19 protein-coding genes are annotated in these 14,159 nt (G+C 58.1%); 6 read left to right on the top strand and 13 right to left on the bottom strand.

Annotated elements, in window-relative coordinates; translation table 11 throughout:
- Positions 1–85 precede the first annotated feature (85 nt).
- Both ACW9I6_RS02765 and ACW9I6_RS02760 read right to left on the bottom strand, forming a co-directional pair.
- A complete protein-coding gene (locus tag ACW9I6_RS02765) occupies positions 86–352 on the bottom strand; it encodes a DUF4404 family protein (protein WP_008437612.1) in 267 nt (88 codons plus the stop codon).
- A 110-nt stretch (positions 353–462) separates the two neighbouring features.
- On the bottom strand, positions 463–1,074 hold the full coding sequence (locus tag ACW9I6_RS02760; protein WP_008437613.1) for a hypothetical protein: 612 nt from the start codon (positions 1,072–1,074) through the stop codon (positions 463–465).
- 195 nt (positions 1,075–1,269) lie between these two features.
- Between ACW9I6_RS02760 and ACW9I6_RS02755 the strand changes: the two genes are divergently transcribed.
- The 3 genes from ACW9I6_RS02755 to rssC all read left to right on the top strand — a co-directional run bounded on the left by ACW9I6_RS02755 (position 1,270) and on the right by rssC (position 3,969).
- Positions 1,270–1,959 (top strand): MlaA family lipoprotein, encoded by a 690-nt coding sequence (locus ACW9I6_RS02755; protein ID WP_457338849.1) that lies wholly within the window; start codon positions 1,270–1,272, stop codon positions 1,957–1,959.
- A 346-nt stretch (positions 1,960–2,305) separates the two neighbouring features.
- Positions 2,306–3,487: a two-component system response regulator RssB gene (rssB, locus tag ACW9I6_RS02750; RefSeq protein WP_003218921.1), complete on the top strand. Its 1,182-nt coding sequence runs from the start codon at positions 2,306–2,308 to the stop codon at positions 3,485–3,487.
- The gene (gene rssC, locus ACW9I6_RS02745; RefSeq protein ID WP_003218919.1) at positions 3,487–3,969 is read left to right on the top strand and encodes an anti-sigma factor antagonist RssC; all 483 of its coding nucleotides are present in this window, start codon (positions 3,487–3,489) and stop codon (positions 3,967–3,969) included. The genes rssB and rssC overlap by 1 nt, the downstream gene beginning before the upstream one ends.
- Positions 3,970–4,167: 198 nt before the next feature.
- Here the strand turns inward: rssC and tal are convergent, their stop codons facing one another.
- Positions 4,168–5,094, bottom strand: coding sequence for a transaldolase (tal, locus tag ACW9I6_RS02740; RefSeq protein ID WP_008437618.1), 927 nt, complete (start codon positions 5,092–5,094; stop codon positions 4,168–4,170).
- A gap of 304 nt (positions 5,095–5,398) precedes the next feature.
- Positions 5,399–6,409 carry a tRNA dihydrouridine(20/20a) synthase DusA gene (gene dusA, locus ACW9I6_RS02735; protein ID WP_457338848.1) on the bottom strand — a complete coding sequence of 337 codons (1,011 nt, stop codon included), beginning with the start codon at positions 6,407–6,409 and terminating at the stop codon, positions 5,399–5,401.
- 103 nt (positions 6,410–6,512) lie between these two features.
- Here dusA and ACW9I6_RS02730 point away from each other — a divergent pair, with 103 nt between their 5' ends.
- Positions 6,513–7,664: a tyrosine-type recombinase/integrase gene (locus ACW9I6_RS02730; RefSeq protein WP_457338847.1), complete on the top strand. Its 1,152-nt coding sequence runs from the start codon at positions 6,513–6,515 to the stop codon at positions 7,662–7,664.
- Here the strand turns inward: ACW9I6_RS02730 and ACW9I6_RS02725 are convergent.
- The 9 genes from ACW9I6_RS02725 to ACW9I6_RS02685 all read right to left on the bottom strand — a co-directional run bounded on the left by ACW9I6_RS02725 (position 7,639) and on the right by ACW9I6_RS02685 (position 13,397).
- The gene (locus ACW9I6_RS02725) at positions 7,639–7,914 is read right to left on the bottom strand and encodes a pyocin activator PrtN family protein (RefSeq protein WP_010176326.1); all 276 of its coding nucleotides are present in this window, start codon (positions 7,912–7,914) and stop codon (positions 7,639–7,641) included. The two genes, ACW9I6_RS02730 and ACW9I6_RS02725, sit on opposite strands and share 26 nt — an antisense overlap.
- 287 nt (positions 7,915–8,201) lie before the next feature.
- On the bottom strand, positions 8,202–8,465 hold the full coding sequence (locus ACW9I6_RS02720; protein ID WP_457338846.1) for a hypothetical protein: 264 nt from the start codon (positions 8,463–8,465) through the stop codon (positions 8,202–8,204).
- A 58-nt stretch (positions 8,466–8,523) separates the two neighbouring features.
- Positions 8,524–8,835: a hypothetical protein gene (locus ACW9I6_RS02715; RefSeq protein WP_457338844.1), complete on the bottom strand. Its 312-nt coding sequence runs from the start codon at positions 8,833–8,835 to the stop codon at positions 8,524–8,526.
- A 49-nt stretch (positions 8,836–8,884) separates the two neighbouring features.
- On the bottom strand, positions 8,885–11,683 hold the full coding sequence (locus ACW9I6_RS02710) for a toprim domain-containing protein (RefSeq protein WP_457338850.1): 2,799 nt from the start codon (positions 11,681–11,683) through the stop codon (positions 8,885–8,887).
- An 11-nt stretch (positions 11,684–11,694) separates the two neighbouring features.
- A complete protein-coding gene (locus tag ACW9I6_RS02705; RefSeq protein WP_457338843.1) occupies positions 11,695–11,940 on the bottom strand; it encodes a hypothetical protein in 246 nt (81 codons plus the stop codon).
- Between the two features lie 71 nt (positions 11,941–12,011).
- The gene (locus ACW9I6_RS02700; RefSeq protein WP_457338842.1) at positions 12,012–12,386 is read right to left on the bottom strand and encodes a hypothetical protein; all 375 of its coding nucleotides are present in this window, start codon (positions 12,384–12,386) and stop codon (positions 12,012–12,014) included.
- A complete protein-coding gene (locus ACW9I6_RS02695) occupies positions 12,383–12,685 on the bottom strand; it encodes an ogr/Delta-like zinc finger family protein (protein ID WP_457338841.1) in 303 nt (100 codons plus the stop codon). The genes ACW9I6_RS02700 and ACW9I6_RS02695 overlap by 4 nt, the downstream gene beginning before the upstream one ends.
- Complete coding sequence (locus ACW9I6_RS02690; RefSeq protein ID WP_457338840.1) at positions 12,685–13,155, bottom strand: YmfL family putative regulatory protein; 471 nt, start codon at positions 13,153–13,155, stop codon at positions 12,685–12,687. The genes ACW9I6_RS02695 and ACW9I6_RS02690 overlap by 1 nt, the downstream gene beginning before the upstream one ends.
- 29 nt (positions 13,156–13,184) lie before the next feature.
- The gene (locus ACW9I6_RS02685) at positions 13,185–13,397 is read right to left on the bottom strand and encodes a DNA-binding protein (RefSeq protein ID WP_457338839.1); all 213 of its coding nucleotides are present in this window, start codon (positions 13,395–13,397) and stop codon (positions 13,185–13,187) included.
- Between the two features lie 86 nt (positions 13,398–13,483).
- On the opposite strand from ACW9I6_RS02685, the gene ACW9I6_RS02680 reads away from it, so the two are divergent.
- Together ACW9I6_RS02680 and ACW9I6_RS02675 are read left to right on the top strand one after the other, a co-directional pair.
- On the top strand, positions 13,484–13,804 hold the full coding sequence (locus ACW9I6_RS02680) for a helix-turn-helix domain-containing protein (RefSeq protein WP_457338838.1): 321 nt from the start codon (positions 13,484–13,486) through the stop codon (positions 13,802–13,804).
- 6 nt (positions 13,805–13,810) lie between these two features.
- Complete coding sequence (locus tag ACW9I6_RS02675) at positions 13,811–14,056, top strand: DUF2511 domain-containing protein (protein WP_457338837.1); 246 nt, start codon at positions 13,811–13,813, stop codon at positions 14,054–14,056.
- Positions 14,057–14,159 lie beyond the last annotated feature (103 nt).

Here is a 14,159-nt window from a genome sequence, read left to right as displayed (position 1 = left end):
AGCGGTGTATCAGCCAGCATATGTATCAGCTGACGGACCGCATTCGCGAGCAAGCCCGCTCCCACATTTGATAGGTGTCCGACTATTAGATCCCGATGTTGCCCAGGGTCACCACAATATTGCGCAAGGTCCCGGCAATGCCCGGGTGCTCCAGTTCGAAGCGTTCTACCGCCAGGTTCACACCATCGGCGATGCTTGGATCCTGAATGGCACCTTCCAGTGGCTCCTGAACTTCCAGTTCAGCAATCAAGTCTCGCAGCTCTTCGCGCTGTTCGAGGGGCATTTCTGGATTCTGATCCAATTGCTCGCGCAAAATTTTGACCTGTTCTTGCAGTTGTTCGCGGGCAGGCATGGCGTTCTTCCTTTTATCGATAGGCACTGACATAGACCGCGGCACGCCGGGAAAGGTCTATGGGCTGACCTGTAGATTAATCCACTGGCGCCGACTGTGCATGATCTCGATCAGGGCTTCTCGCCCTTAAGCTGGCGCAGACTGATGTCGGCCAGGCAGGTCTGCAGTTCGCCCAGGTGGTCAATCACCGAATGCACGCCCAGGCCATAGAGCGCGACAGTGGCTTTGGCGCGCTTATGCTCGCGTTCCTTCTCGGTGAGTGCTTGCCATTGCTGCGGCGAAAGCCCGCACAGTGAGCCACAGGACGCCAGGCCGATGGTCCACAGCCCGGCATTGAGCCCCGATTGCAGCAGGCGTGGCTCGCCGCTGACCAGGACGCAGCCTTCCAGGCGTTCGATATTCAGTTCCATCAGGGCCTGCCAGCAGGCGTGAGGCGCCGGCCAGCGGGTGGAGGAGGGCTTGGCAGCCTTGATCCAGCGGGGTAGCCCGGCGGCCAGCGGTGTGGAAACCGACGCCGGCAACTCGTCCAGCCATGCACAAGGGACGCGCTGTTCTTCGAGGCTGCGCAGGATCTTCAGGGCGCCGACAGTGGCATGGGTATCGCTGGAAGGCGCGGAATCGGCGCGGGCCTGGGAACCAAAGTCCACCAGGCAGCCACTAAGCCCGAACAGTACGGCCGTCAAGGACGGGGTGCTGGCACTAACAATCTCGGCGTGTGGCATTTCGACGTCCCTGAAATAGCAGTGACGCTACCGGACTTGGGTGACAAGCAAGTTACACCCGCAGCAATTGTAGGAATTTTGGGCATTTGCTGAATGACATTTCTGCAAGGCTGCCTAATCTGACACTTCCGTCATATACTGACGGCCTCATTCAGGGCATAGCGCCCATGACAGACCATTCAAGGAGTTCAAGCTATGCGCTGGGGCCAATGTCTAGCTCAGCTGTCCGTATGTGCGAGTATTTTGCTGGTTCCTTTCGTAGCCCAGGCGGCCTCGGAAGATGATCCATGGGAAAGCGTCAACCGCCCGATCTTCACCTTCAACGATACCGTTGATACCTATGCCCTCAAGCCATTGGCTCAAGGCTATCAGTTCGTGACCCCGCAGTTCGTGCAGGACGGGATCCACAACTTCTTCCGCAACATCGGCGACGTCGGCAACTTTGCCAACGACGTGCTGCAACTCAAGCCCCACGCTGCAGGCGTCGACACTGCCCGCTTGCTGATGAACACCACGTTCGGCGTGCTGGGTTTCGTTGATGTCGGCACCAAAATGGGGCTGCAACGCAACGACGAAGACTTCGGCCAGACTCTCGGCTACTGGGGCGTCGACAGCGGTCCTTACGTGATGCTGCCACTGCTGGGCCCAAGCACCCTGCGTGACGCGCCGTCCAAATACGTGGACAGCTACACCCAGCCATATCGCTACATGAACGATATCGGCTGGCGCAACAGCACCTTCGGCCTGAATATCGTCGACACGCGTGCCAGCCTGCTGTCCTCCGAGAAGCTGATCAGCGGCGACAAATACACCTTCATCCGCAACGCCTACTTGCAGAATCGCGAGTTCAAGGTCAAGGATGGCAAGGTTGTAGACGACTTTTAAGCCCCAGGCTTGAAAGAAGAAGGCGGCCCTCGGGTCGCCTTTTTTGTGGGCGGCATTCGAGGTTTATCCGTGGGTTACGTGCTTACTTTAAGTCGCGGTTTGATGCGTTCTTATAACTACTGGTGATTTGCGATGTAAAGACGCCCGGCGACCATCGCCGTGAGCTTGAAACCCCTGGCGGATGGGAGTACCGTCTGCGCCTTAGAAGGGCACCTCTGCTTTACCTTTGTGCGTCGGCAATAACTCGGCGTTTTGTAGGACAGAGAGGCTAGAAAGCGAATCCAGTAGTAAGCCCGGCCATTGTCGAGCTGCCTACGCCAACCTAATTCTGGCGCCGTTTGCCCACATGCAGAAAACCAGTGCCACGCTGCTGATAATCGATGACGACGAAGTAGTGCGCGCGAGTCTTGCGGCCTATTTGGAAGACAGTGGCTTCAGCGTCCTGCAGGCCAGCAACGGCCTCCAGGGTCTCCAGGTATTCGAGCGCGACAAGCCCGACCTTGTGATCTGCGACCTGCGCATGCCCCAGGTGGGCGGCCTTGAGCTGATCCGCCAGGTGACCGACATCGCCCCGCAGACGCCGGTGATTGTCGTGTCCGGTGCCGGCGTGATGAACGATGCCGTCGAGGCCTTGCGCCTCGGCGCTGCCGACTACCTGATCAAGCCCCTGGAAGACCTGGCTGTGCTGGAGCACTCGGTGCGTCGTGCCCTGGATCGTGCACGGCTGCTGCTGGAAAACCAGCGTTACCGTGAAAAGCTCGAAACCGCCAACCGCGAACTCGAAGCCAGCCTGAACCTGCTCCAGGAAGACCAGAACGCCGGTCGCCAGGTGCAGATGAACATGCTGCCGGTGAGCCCGTGGAGCATTGACGAGTTCAAGTTTGCCCACCAGATCATCCCGTCGCTGTACCTGTCGGGTGATTTCGTCGACTACTTCCGCGTTGATGAGCGGCGTGTCGCGTTCTACCTGGCCGACGTTTCCGGCCACGGCGCCTCCTCTGCATTCGTGACCGTGTTGTTGAAGTTCATGACTACACGGCTGTTGTTCGAATCCAAGCGCAATGGCACCTTGCCGGAGTTCACCCCTTCGCAAGTGCTGGGCCACATCAACCGGGGCCTGATCAGCTGCAAGCTGGGCAAGCACGTGACGATGGTCGGCGGCGTGATTGATGAAGAAACAGGTCTTTTGACCTACAGCATTGGCGGTCACCTGCCATTGCCGGTTTTATACACTCCAGACAGTGTGCGCTACCTGGAAGGGCGTGGTTTGCCGGTTGGCTTGTTCAATGAAGCCACCTACGAAGACCACATCCTGGAATTGCCGCCGACGTTCAGCCTGACGCTGATGTCCGACGGTATCCTGGACCTTTTGCCAGAGCCTACACTCAAAGAGAAAGAAGCCGCCTTGCCCCAACGGGTCAGGTCGGCGGGCGGCAGCCTGGATGGCCTGCGGCAGGTTTTTGGATTGGCCACGCTAGGGGAGATGCCGGATGATATCGCCCTATTGGTGTTGAGCAGGAATCTTTGATGAGTACCGGAAGAATCCAATTCGCCGAGCAAGACGGGACTTTTGTCCTGAAGTTTGTCGGTGAAGTGCGCCTGACCTTGTGTTCGGCGCTGGATGCGACGATTGAGCGGATCTTCACAGCCTTGAATTTCTCGGCGATCGTGATCGATCTGACCGAAACCCGCAGCATCGATAGCACCACCCTTGGGCTGTTGGCCAAGTTGTCCATTCTGTCTCGGCAGAAGGTCGGACTGCTGCCGACCGTCGTCACCACCCACGAAGACATCACCCGTCTGTTGCAGTCCATGGGCTTCGATCAAGTGTTCAACATCGTTGACCGCCCGATCCCGTGCCCGGAATGCCTGACCGACCTGCCGTCCCAGGACCAGTCCGAGGAAGTGGTACGGGTCAAGGTACTGGAAGCCCACAAGATCCTGATGGGCTTGAACGACTCCAACCGCGAGGCGTTCCACGACCTGGTGAATGCGCTGGAGCGGCACTAATTTCCAGCTGAAACACTGTCAAAGTGTGGGGGGGACTTGCTCCCGAAAGCGGCGGGTCAGTAGTGAATGTAGCGACTGAGGACCTGTATTCGGGAGCAAGCCCCCTCCCGCATTTTTAACTGAGTTCGGCTCGAAATCGGCTAATACAAAAAAAGGGCGGCACCCTCACAGGTGCCGCCCTTTTTGTCGCCGCCGTTTTTAGAGCTTGGCGGTCAACAGCGCTTCGAGTTTTTCCTGGTCGCGGGCGAACTGACGAATGCCCTCGGCCAGTTTCTCGGTGGCCATTGCATCTTCGTTGGATTCCCAGCGGAACTGCGCTTCGGTCAGGTGCACACGAGCTTCGCCCGCATGGCCTGGCGACAATTTGCGTTCCAGCTTGCCGTTGTCGGCTGCGAGTTTTTCCAGCAGGTCCGGGCTGATGGTCAGGCGGTCGCAACCGGCCAACTCTTCGATCTGGCTCAGGTTACGGAAGCTCGCACCCATCACCACGGTCTTGTAGCCATTGGCCTTGTAGTAGTTGTAGATGCGCGTCACCGACTGCACGCCCGGATCCTCGGAGCCGGTGTAATCGTTACCGTTGGCCTTCTTGTACCAGTCGTAGATACGGCCCACGAACGGCGAAATCAGGAACACGCCGGCTTCGGCGCAAGCCACGGCCTGGGCGAAGGAGAACAGCAGCGTCAGGTTGGTCTGGATGCCTTCCTTTTCCAGCTGCTCGGCGGCGCGGATGCCTTCCCAGGTGGAAGCGATCTTGATCAGCACGCGGTCACGGCCAATGCCGGCCTTGTCGTACAGGTCGATCAGGCGATGGGCGCGCTTGAGGACGGCGTCAGTGTCGAACGACAGACGGGCATCCACCTCGGTGGAAATGCGGCCGGGCACCACTTTCAGGATTTCCTGGCCGACGGCTACCGCGAAACGGTCGCTGGCCAGGCCTACATCGCCGTTGCAGTCGGCAACAGCCTCGTCCAGCAGCTTGGCATAGCCTGGGATCGACGCGGCCTTGAGCAGCAGGGAAGGGTTGGTAGTGGCGTCTTGCGGCTTGAGCTTGGCGAGGGTAGAAAAATCGCCGGTATCGGCTACTACAGTGGTGAATTGCTTGAGTTGTTCCAGCTTGGAAGTCATGGGCGTGCTCTGTCCTGTGGGTCTGATGACATTACCCGAGCGCTGACAGCCGCTCAAGGGCGCAAATGCATTCGATCGTTTGCGAGGGCAACAACCTGAAAACAGCCGTTTGAATCACCGGCCAATGCTCAATAGGAGGCCAAAACAGCCAGCAGGTTCAACCCAACTGCCCGATGACCACCCCGATCAAACGGTGGGAGCAGCCTTGCCCCATCTTCCTGACATCCCCCCCCTCCAAATGTGGGAGCGGGCTTGCTCGCGAAGGCGTCGTGTCAGCCACCCAATAAACCCACTGACACCCAAATCACCGTCCCTCCAGCAACTCCCCAGCCTTATCCAGCAACGCCAGCGGATCACTGGCCTTATGAATATCCACCGACAACAACTGCCGAAACTTCCGCGCCCCCGGGAAACCCGTCCCCAGCCCCAGTACGTGGCGGGTGATGTGGTGCATCGAGCCACCTGTCGCCAAGTGTTCGGCTATATAAGGACGCAACTGCGCCAACGCCTCGGCACGGGTGATCACAGGTGCCGTGCTGCCAAACAGCTGCTGATCCACCTCGGCCAGCAAATACGGATTGTGATAAGCCTCGCGGCCCAGCATCACGCCATCGAAGGTCTGCAGATGCTCCTGGCACTGTTCGAGGGTCTTGATGCCGCCGTTGAGGATGATCTCCAGTTCAGGGAAATCCTGCTTCAACTGGGCGGCGACGTCGTAGCGCAAGGGCGGGATGTCCCGATTTTCCTTCGGTGAAAGCCCTTCCAGAATGGCGATTCGCGCATGCACGGTGAAACTGGTGCAGCCCGCGTCTTTCACTTGGCCAACGAAATCGCACAGCTCGGCGTAACTGTCCCGGCCGTTGATGCCGATGCGGTGCTTAACCGTTACCGGGATCGAGACCGCGTCCTGCATCGCCTTTACGCAATCCGCCACCAACGCAGGGTGTGCCATCAGGATCGCGCCAATCATGTTGTTTTGCACCCGGTCGCTGGGGCAGCCGACGTTGAGGTTCACCTCGTCGTAACCGGCGTCCTGGGCCATGCGGGCGCAGGCGGCCAGGTCGGCGGGGACGCTACCGCCCAACTGCAGGGCGAGTGGATGCTCGGCCTCGTTATGGCGCAGGAAACGTTCGTGGTCGCCGTGGAGGATTGCGCCGGTGGTGACCATCTCGGTGTAGAGGAGGGCGTTTTTGGACAGCAGGCGCAGGAAGAAGCGGCAGTGTCTGTCAGTCCAATCCATCATAGGTGCAACGCTAAAGCGCCGAGACAGTGCGGGGCTTGATTCTGCTGGGCTAAAGCTTTGTTTATCTAGCATTTTACTCAACGTGTTCTTGGCGTGTTTTAGGGCGTTTTCAGGCGTTTTTGAGGGCTCGGTGGTACGATGTACCACTTCAAAACTGACGCGTACCACTTTCGATATGGCGACTATCAGGGCAAGAAAACTGGCGGACGGGACTGTGAGCTACACGGCTCAAATCCGCATCAAACGCGACGGAGTGCAAGTCTACCAAGAGAGTCAGACCTTCGCCCGAAAACAGGCTGCCCAGGCGTGGGTGCGCAAGCGTGAATCGGAGCTGGATCAACCTGGAGCGATCGAGCGGGCGAGCCGGAAAGGCGTCACCGTCAAAGATATGATCGATCAGTACCTGCTGGAAGTGGAAAAGGCCCGGCCGTTGGGCAAAACCAAGAAGGCCACGCTTGAGGCCATTGGCAAGATGGATATCGGCAAGCTCAACGATACCGACGTCACAACCCAATGCCTCGTCGACTTCGCGCTCTGGCGAATGAGTGGAGAGGGTGGCGGGGTTCAGCCACAAACCGCTGGCAATGATCTGGCGCACCTCGGCGCTGTTCTGGCGATCGCCAAAGATGCCTGGGGCTACCAGGTCGATCCGTTAGCCATGGGTGGCGCCCGCCGAGTGCTACGCAAGTTGGGCTATAACCTCAAAAGCCGTGAGCGTGACCGCCGGCCGACTTTGGACGAGTTGGGAAAGGTGCTGGCGCACTTTCAGGCCATGCAGCGGCGGCGCCCAACCGTCATAAATATGCTCAAAGTTGCGGGCTTTGCTCTGTTCTCCACGCGCCGGTTGGATGAAATAACCCGTATCCAGTGGGCGGACGTCGACGAACCCGGCCAGCGGGTGCTGGTGCGTGACATGAAAAACCCCGGGCAGAAGATCGGCAACGATGTTTGGTGTTACCTGCCGGACGAAGCGTGGCAGATCCTCCAGTCAATGCCGAAGGCCGGCGACGACATATTCCCCTACAGCCCTGAGTCAATCTCTACGTCCTGGGCGAGAGCCTGCAAGTTCCTAGAAATTGCGGATCTGCACTTTCATGACCTTCGTCATGAAGGCGTTAGCCGACTGTTTGAAATGGATTGGGATATCCCGCGTGTGGCGAGTGTGTCTGGCCACCGAGATTGGAACTCAATGAGGCGCTACACCCACCTATGTGGCAAGGGTGATCGCTATGTGGGCTGGGAATGGCATGAAAAGATACTGAGGGCGCCCGTCCAACTGGGCGCCGCATCAGAGAAGCGGCTCAAACGGCGTGTTTTATCCCGTTGAGCTGGTTGTGCTCTTTAACCGCGGCCGCGCGCTGTAAGTCCAGGTACGCGGCCAAGTCGGTGAGATGGATTCCCTTGGCCGACTTCTGGCTCGGTTCCAGGCGCGTGATCGGCAACTTGATCTGACCACTCATCACCTTGCGCTGGAACATGTCTGGCGTCAGGTGCGTGAAGTAATCCCGACAAACCAGCTCCAGCGAGATAATCGCTTGGCCCTCGTATTGGGCCATCAGGATAAACGCTGTGTTCATGATGTTCCCCTTACATCCGAAACGGTTGATGAGTGAACCTCGGCTGGACCGTGAGTTCTGCAGGTTGCGCTCCGTCATCCTGGACCTCGCAAACAAACCGGTGTCGCTCCCGATTGGGCGCAATCAGGGCGGCGGTGAGGCCCGGTACAACATTGGTGCATCGCTCGTAGGCGTGAGGCCCGCTCCAGCTTTCAGCCCTCACCACCTGGCAATCCGTTCGTGTCGCATCCGCGCACAGGTAAAGCAGAAGAAAAACGGTCATACGCGAACCTCCTGCTGAGCCATGATCAATGCCCTCCCATGAGCATGCGTGTGAGCGCATTGGGCTGGCCTTCGGGCGTCAGCTTGTTGAGAGGTTGGGTGATGCTGCGACCGTTTGCAGCGCGCAAGGTGGCGACGTTGCCATCTATCCCAACAAGCACGCCTTTACGAGCGGTGAGACGGTATTCCCGGCCCCCGCCGCTGATTCCGACATAGGTGACCGTGTCGCCGATTGCGAACGGGGTTGTGGTAGCCTCACCGGTGCCGCCTTTGGGTTGATTCACTTGCATGGTGCTTCTCCTTTGGGTGGTCGGTGTCGAGGGGTTGCAGCCCCTCGGCACCACCTTCTTACTGGCTTTCGCCGGTTGGGTTTTGCTTCCGCACCAGGTGCAGCAGCAGGTTTTCAAACTCTATAAATTCATCCGTTTCCGACTGCCACTCCAGGACTGCCTGGATCTGCTCCCGGCTGCACTCCAGCACGAGGAACTCTCTTTCAGTTGCCGCACGAACCTCCAGGATCGCGACCAGCCCGGCTGGGTCGTAGGCTTCGGCGTGAACAATTTTCCCGGACTCGTTAAACCAGACGTTCAGCTCTTTCAGGTGCCGAAGGCGGTTGGTCTCGCCCTGTGGGCCGTCACCGGTGATGACTTGTACGTGCATGGTGCTTCTCCTTTGGGTGGCAGGCGTTGCAGCGTCTGCGGATGGTTCGTCAGGCCTGGAAGTGCCAGCACTTCACGATGGGTTGTTTGGTGATGACCGCGTTGCTGGTCTTTGCCTGGTGGGCACGGACCGCGCTATCCGTCGCCTTGTTGGTATCGAGTAACTTCCGCGAGCGTGAGTCCTTTAGGCGCTCGCGCAGCTCGCTGACGTCGGCAATCTTCTGGCGATGCTCGGCCGCGCACTTCACAAAGTCGTTGAGGTTGATGGCGATGATGTTGTCTTTCTTGCTGTGGTTAACCACCGGGCCATCGGCGTCGAGGCCTTCCAGGTATTCGTATACCTCCCAGAATTCAGCCACCACCGGGTGGTCGGAGCTGATTGAAGACTGGCGCTCGATCGCCATCCGAATGATCTGCGTGCGGGTGTGGCTGATCTGCGGCTCGGTCAGCGGCACGACCATCCGTAGACAGTCGAGGAGGGCGAGCAACTGGGCGTGGTTCTTGTTTATCCGCTCGACACGGATGTATCCGCGTAACTTGTTGCCGCAGTGCTGACAATCGTTTTGCTCGTCCAGAAACGGGGCGTCACAGGCGTAGCAATGCGAATGCAAGTTGCGCAACTTCGACTCGTAGCCTGGAAGGCGGTGGGCAAATAACTCCAGCACTTCCTGCTCTTTGCGCACGGCCTGCAGAACAAAGTTGCTGAGCGTGGAGCCCTCCAGCGCGTTGAGGCGATCTGCCGCCGCACGGCTCTCAGGCGTCACGTTCGGGCGTACAAAGTGCAGTTTCACAATCCGGGTCATGATCGCCTCAGAAGCCACCACAGGGGCGTTCTGGCTGATGGCAATCGTGCCGCGAAAAGGGGGCTCGTAGGTTTCGTTGCCGGCGGTTTTAACTCCCTTGGTCGCGAGCGTTCCGCCCCCGTAGTAGTCCTTGAGTTCGTCCCATTCGAAGGTCTTGGCGTGTGCCTTGTCGTCGCCGCTGCGATCCGACTCCAGAAGCACAATGGGCATACCGGACACCTGACCCATAAGCCGGCTGCGGCCTGCCTTCGTAGATTTGGATGGGTCGAAGCCTTCGTAACCGTCCCGGCCCGCCAGTTTCCAGAGCAAGGTGAGCAGGGTGGTCTTGCCGGCGCCGGCTTCGCCTGTGGCTTCAAGGAAAGGAAACGATTGGTACCGCCCGCGGATCTGTTCGGCGAACAGCGAGCCAAACCAGAAGGTCAGTGCGACGATGCCTTGGGCGCCGAAACACTGCCACAGCAGGCCCAACCACTGCTGGTCGTATGTTTTGCCGTCCTTCTCCAGATCGATCTTCACACCTTTTTGCAGAGTTTTGAGCTTGAGCTTGCCCATCTCAAAAAACTCCTCCTCGTTGATGTGGATGACCTGGCCTTCGCGGACCGCTACGTCGTTGAACACGTAGCAGTGGTATTCCTTGCTGTACCCCACGTAGTCGATGGTCTGTACTGTTTTGATGCCGAAAAGCTGGTCTTTCATGAGTTTGTCCAACTGTTGCCCACTGCCGGTGAACACGGCCCCGGCACCCATGCCGAGAAGTCTTTTTTTGAACTCGCTGGCGGCGGCGACCTGGCCACCGGTGAAGGTGTTCTTCACTGAGCCTCCGTCGTGCGGGAAGTCGACGCGGAAGAAGTACCAGGACTCGTCGGTAATCTCGTTGCGCTGGAAATAAAGGGCCTTGGGATAGCAGTTGGCAATTTCGACGACGCAGCCCGCTACGTTCAGAGCCTTCTCCCTGAGCTGTTTTTCGCTGAGTGTTTGGGCTTCCTGGTCATCGCTTTTTTCCAGGGCCAGTTTGGCGCTGTTGTATTTCGCGAGGTCCAATTTCCACCAGTACAGGCGGGAGTCGAAACAGAAGTGAAACTCCTCCCGCTCCCGCCACTGGTACATGAGCAATGCCTTGTCGCTGGCACTGTCGGCGATCAGCAGGGCGCCCTGGTGACGGGCTTCCTTCAGGTCCTTTTCGATGCGCTCTGCACGGGCTTTCTCATCGTCGATGAATGCCCAGCGCTGATGCAGATCATTCCAGTCGACCTTGCGTGCATCCGGTTGCGATACCTGGGCGGCGTCGCAGGTAAAGCCGAGTTCGCGGGAACGCTTTACCCAGGTACGGGTGTACTTGTGAGCGCCAGGCTCGTTGTCCAAGGCCCACACCAACTTGGGTGTTTTACCGCCGCGAGCGGTGATGAGTGCCTTTAACGACTCCCCTGGAAATGCGTTGGACGACAGGGCAGCAACTGCCGAGATACCGTTTTGAATGAGCGCGATGGCATCGAAAATGCCTTCAACGATCCACAGCTCATTCACTTCCAGCAGGTTCAGACACGGTGGGCACCACCAGTGCCCCCTGTAGCTCTTGAGGGGTTGGAAGCGGGCTTTCTTCTTGCCGAAGCGGGAAGGCTGATCAATCAAACGCTCCCAATACCCGCCGTGTTCCAGGGGGAAGCGGACGGTTGCGGAGCCAATATTCAGGTCTCGATCGAAGTAGCTTTCTTGGGTGTACCAGCCTTCGATCAGATCTACGCGGAAACCCCGGGCAAACGACAGATACGCTTTGGCGCTGGCGAATGGCTGCTCGCTGGTGGCCGGTGCACGCTTGCTCCAGTCGTCGAAAAGGTCCGGGTATAGCTCTTTGGTCGGAGCCATGTACCGGCATTTTTCCTCGCGGCCACAGCGTATGAACCAAGGCTCATCGTGGCGCGAAAACAGGCGTTTCTGGTTGCACTGCGGGCAGGTGCCCTTGCGCATGTAATGCGTGCCGGCCATGTGCTGAAGGCCGTAGTCAGACTCCAAGCGCTGCAGTACGTCAGCGCGGATCTTGTGCTCCATGGGCTGACGATTCACTGCACATGCTCCGCAACAGCCACAAGGAGCTGCTTTTTCAGCTCGGTGCGCGTCTTGCAGATGCCTGCCAGATAGGGCAAGTCCTCAAGCACCTTCGGTGCCCGCTGTCCGCTCGGTACGTTTCGGTAGCGATCCGAGTACCAAATATCAGCCATCGTGACTTCGTACTGGCTGGTCAACCACAGCAGGTATTGTTGCGCCTGCTGTTCGTCCAGCTCCAGTTTTATGGTGATTTTGCTCATTTCGGCCACCAGTAAGTTGCAAATTTCCCCTACCCACGCGGTGCGGGCATCCATCAGGGATTGGTTTCGGGTTAGTGCGGGAGGTTGCGAGTCAGCAACAGGCGTGTAGGAAGCAAGCGTGCAGAAACGGGGTGTCGCTGTTGGGTACAGTTGTCGAGTAGCCAAATCAAAGGGCGGAAAGGGCCACTGCTGGGGTGAATGCCAAGCCAGGCGACCCGCTTGCAAGTCATGCTTTCGAACTCGGCAACAGCCAGTTCCGCAATGCGCTGCACCAGGTGCGGCGGCACTTCAAGCGAAAGGGTCAGGTACCGAGTGCAGTTGTCCAGCAACTGGCTGTCACCGGCAAGATGCTCGCAACGGTGGCGGTAGAGGTAGGCCACGGCCGCTTGTTGCATGGCAGCGCGGTAGTCGCTGGCGGGGTTCGTTGTTAGGGCAATTGTGTTCATACAGATTCGGCCTCCACTTCCAGTTGGTCCAGCAGATCGGGCTGATCGTTTTTTGACGTTAGGTTTTGACGCGCAAGGAGCCGCACTTTTGTAGGCGCCATCGGCAGAACCGTGAGCGGGCGTTCAATACCTGAAGGGCTGAGCTGATACTCCCAGACCAAAGAGCCGGAAAACGTGGCACCGCACAGCAGGTTGGTGCATTCCGAATACATCGAGCGGAAACAAGGCGTCTGCCCTTCAGAGGTGCGGATCCGCATCGAACTGTTGCAGCAAGGGCAGACCAGTTTGTAGGTGCTCACTAGACAGCTCCCTGGCTGTACAGCTGGATAGTCGCGAACACCTCGGCGTAACGGGCCGACATGTAGGTGACAAGGGCGGCGATGATCGCGTCGGCTTCCCGCTTTTCGATGACTCCGTCATCCAGGGCCGCAGACATGATCTGATCAACTTTGCCGCGCTTGGCCGAGGCTTTTAGAGAGCGGGTGTACAGCTCAACGTTGTCCAGGGTTTCCGGGAGGCTCAGCGGTACGAACATGCCGCCGTACATTGAGGCGATGTAGTCCGGTAGGAAGGTGGTACCGGCGACTTTCTCCAGGCGGTGGATGTGCTCGTCGGTCAGCGGGCGACTGCCTGCATTTTCGTAGGCTTGGTTGTCGAACTTCTTGAGCGGCATACCGAGGTCTGCCGAGGCGTAGGAACGACCGCCGGGGTAGGCGCCGATCACGGCCATAACGACGTTTTTCCTGCTGTCTAGAACTGGGCGTTTCATCTTCTGGTATCCCCTTGGAGCCAGAGGCCCTAGTTTGTAATCACGCCGTCTTTGATTCCGAGCAGGACGGCCGCGCGGTGAGCTTCACCGCGCAAGCACTTCTTCTGTCCGTTCAAAACTGCGTAGACCGTCGAAGGGTTGAATTCATTTTTTTCAGCCCAGTCTTTGGCCGAGATCCCGAGACGTGCGAGACGATCACGGGCCTCTTGGCATGCTTGCTCGATGGGGGATACGTTCGGCATAGTCTCGTTTCGTGTGGTTTCGTGTGGTGACAAGAGAAGAATATTCAACGAATGTTGAATAGTCAACTCTATAAGGGGTCGTTTTGTTGAATATCGGTGAAAGGCTGAGAGAGGAGCGTGTCCGCTTGGGTTTCAATCAAGCAGATTTCGCCGCTATTGCGGGCGTGGCAAAGACCTCCCAGTTCAACTACGAAAAGGGCGACAGGAGCCCGGATGCGGAATATCTAGCCGCTGTTGCCGAGAGAGGTGTGGACATTCTTTATGTGGTCATTGGTAAACGACTACCTATTGCAGAGCCAACGTTATCTGTTGACGAAGTTGAGATGGTCGAACATGTAAGGGCACTCGACGAAGACGACAAAAACGCGGTGAAACGGCTTCTGCGTGCGTTCAATCGAAAATTATAGGGATGTATGAATGAACCAAGGACCAAGGTTTCGGCATGTATCGGTCTGCAGCTTTTCTCCGTGAGCGTGCTTGCCGATGCCAAAGGGCACGCGGTTTCGAGTAAAAATTTCGTCGATGCTTGGCCGTTCACTGTCGACAGCGTCGACCTTATGTGTGAAGGCCCATCGTCCAAAGCATTGGCAAGAACCTCTGACGGGACCGTCTACTCGCTAAATGGAAGTGCTCGGAGCATCGCCAAAACTTGCGGATGAGCTGATGGGCGTGACATCACAAAGCAGAGCCCTACTATGCAGGCTGTGAAAATGGGCTACAGCAACATCGTTCAGATTGCGCAGGAGCTATGTTCGGAGCCCT

Source organism: Pseudomonas sp. SDO5522_S412 (genome assembly GCF_054071215.1).
The sequence above is the reverse complement of the archived record's forward strand: the minus strand, read 5'-3'. Positions and strand labels throughout refer to the sequence as shown.

Bases quoted from the DNA above. Each gene is read 5' to 3' on its own strand.
- ACW9I6_RS02765 (WP_008437612.1), bottom strand. From the start codon at position 352: ATGCCTGCCCGCGAACAACTGCAAGAACAGGTCAAAATTTTGCGCGAG.
- ACW9I6_RS02760 (WP_008437613.1), bottom strand. From the start codon at position 1,074: ATGCCACACGCCGAGATTGTTAGTGCCAGCACCCCGTCCTTGACGGCC.
- ACW9I6_RS02755 (WP_457338849.1), top strand. From the start codon at position 1,270: ATGCGCTGGGGCCAATGTCTAGCTCAGCTGTCCGTATGTGCGAGTATT.
- rssB (WP_003218921.1), top strand. From the start codon at position 2,306: ATGCAGAAAACCAGTGCCACGCTGCTGATAATCGATGACGACGAAGTA.
- rssC (WP_003218919.1), top strand. From the start codon at position 3,487: ATGAGTACCGGAAGAATCCAATTCGCCGAGCAAGACGGGACTTTTGTC.
- tal (WP_008437618.1), bottom strand. From the start codon at position 5,094: ATGACTTCCAAGCTGGAACAACTCAAGCAATTCACCACTGTAGTAGCC.
- dusA (WP_457338848.1), bottom strand. From the start codon at position 6,409: ATGCTAGATAAACAAAGCTTTAGCCCAGCAGAATCAAGCCCCGCACTG.
- ACW9I6_RS02730 (WP_457338847.1), top strand. From the start codon at position 6,513: ATGGCGACTATCAGGGCAAGAAAACTGGCGGACGGGACTGTGAGCTAC.
- ACW9I6_RS02725 (WP_010176326.1), bottom strand. From the start codon at position 7,914: ATGAACACAGCGTTTATCCTGATGGCCCAATACGAGGGCCAAGCGATT.
- ACW9I6_RS02720 (WP_457338846.1), bottom strand. From the start codon at position 8,465: ATGCAAGTGAATCAACCCAAAGGCGGCACCGGTGAGGCTACCACAACC.
- ACW9I6_RS02715 (WP_457338844.1), bottom strand. From the start codon at position 8,835: ATGCACGTACAAGTCATCACCGGTGACGGCCCACAGGGCGAGACCAAC.
- ACW9I6_RS02710 (WP_457338850.1), bottom strand. From the start codon at position 11,683: ATGGAGCACAAGATCCGCGCTGACGTACTGCAGCGCTTGGAGTCTGAC.
- ACW9I6_RS02705 (WP_457338843.1), bottom strand. From the start codon at position 11,940: ATGAGCAAAATCACCATAAAACTGGAGCTGGACGAACAGCAGGCGCAA.
- ACW9I6_RS02700 (WP_457338842.1), bottom strand. From the start codon at position 12,386: ATGAACACAATTGCCCTAACAACGAACCCCGCCAGCGACTACCGCGCT.
- ACW9I6_RS02690 (WP_457338840.1), bottom strand. From the start codon at position 13,155: ATGAAACGCCCAGTTCTAGACAGCAGGAAAAACGTCGTTATGGCCGTG.
- ACW9I6_RS02685 (WP_457338839.1), bottom strand. From the start codon at position 13,397: ATGCCGAACGTATCCCCCATCGAGCAAGCATGCCAAGAGGCCCGTGAT.
- ACW9I6_RS02675 (WP_457338837.1), top strand. From the start codon at position 13,811: ATGAATGAACCAAGGACCAAGGTTTCGGCATGTATCGGTCTGCAGCTT.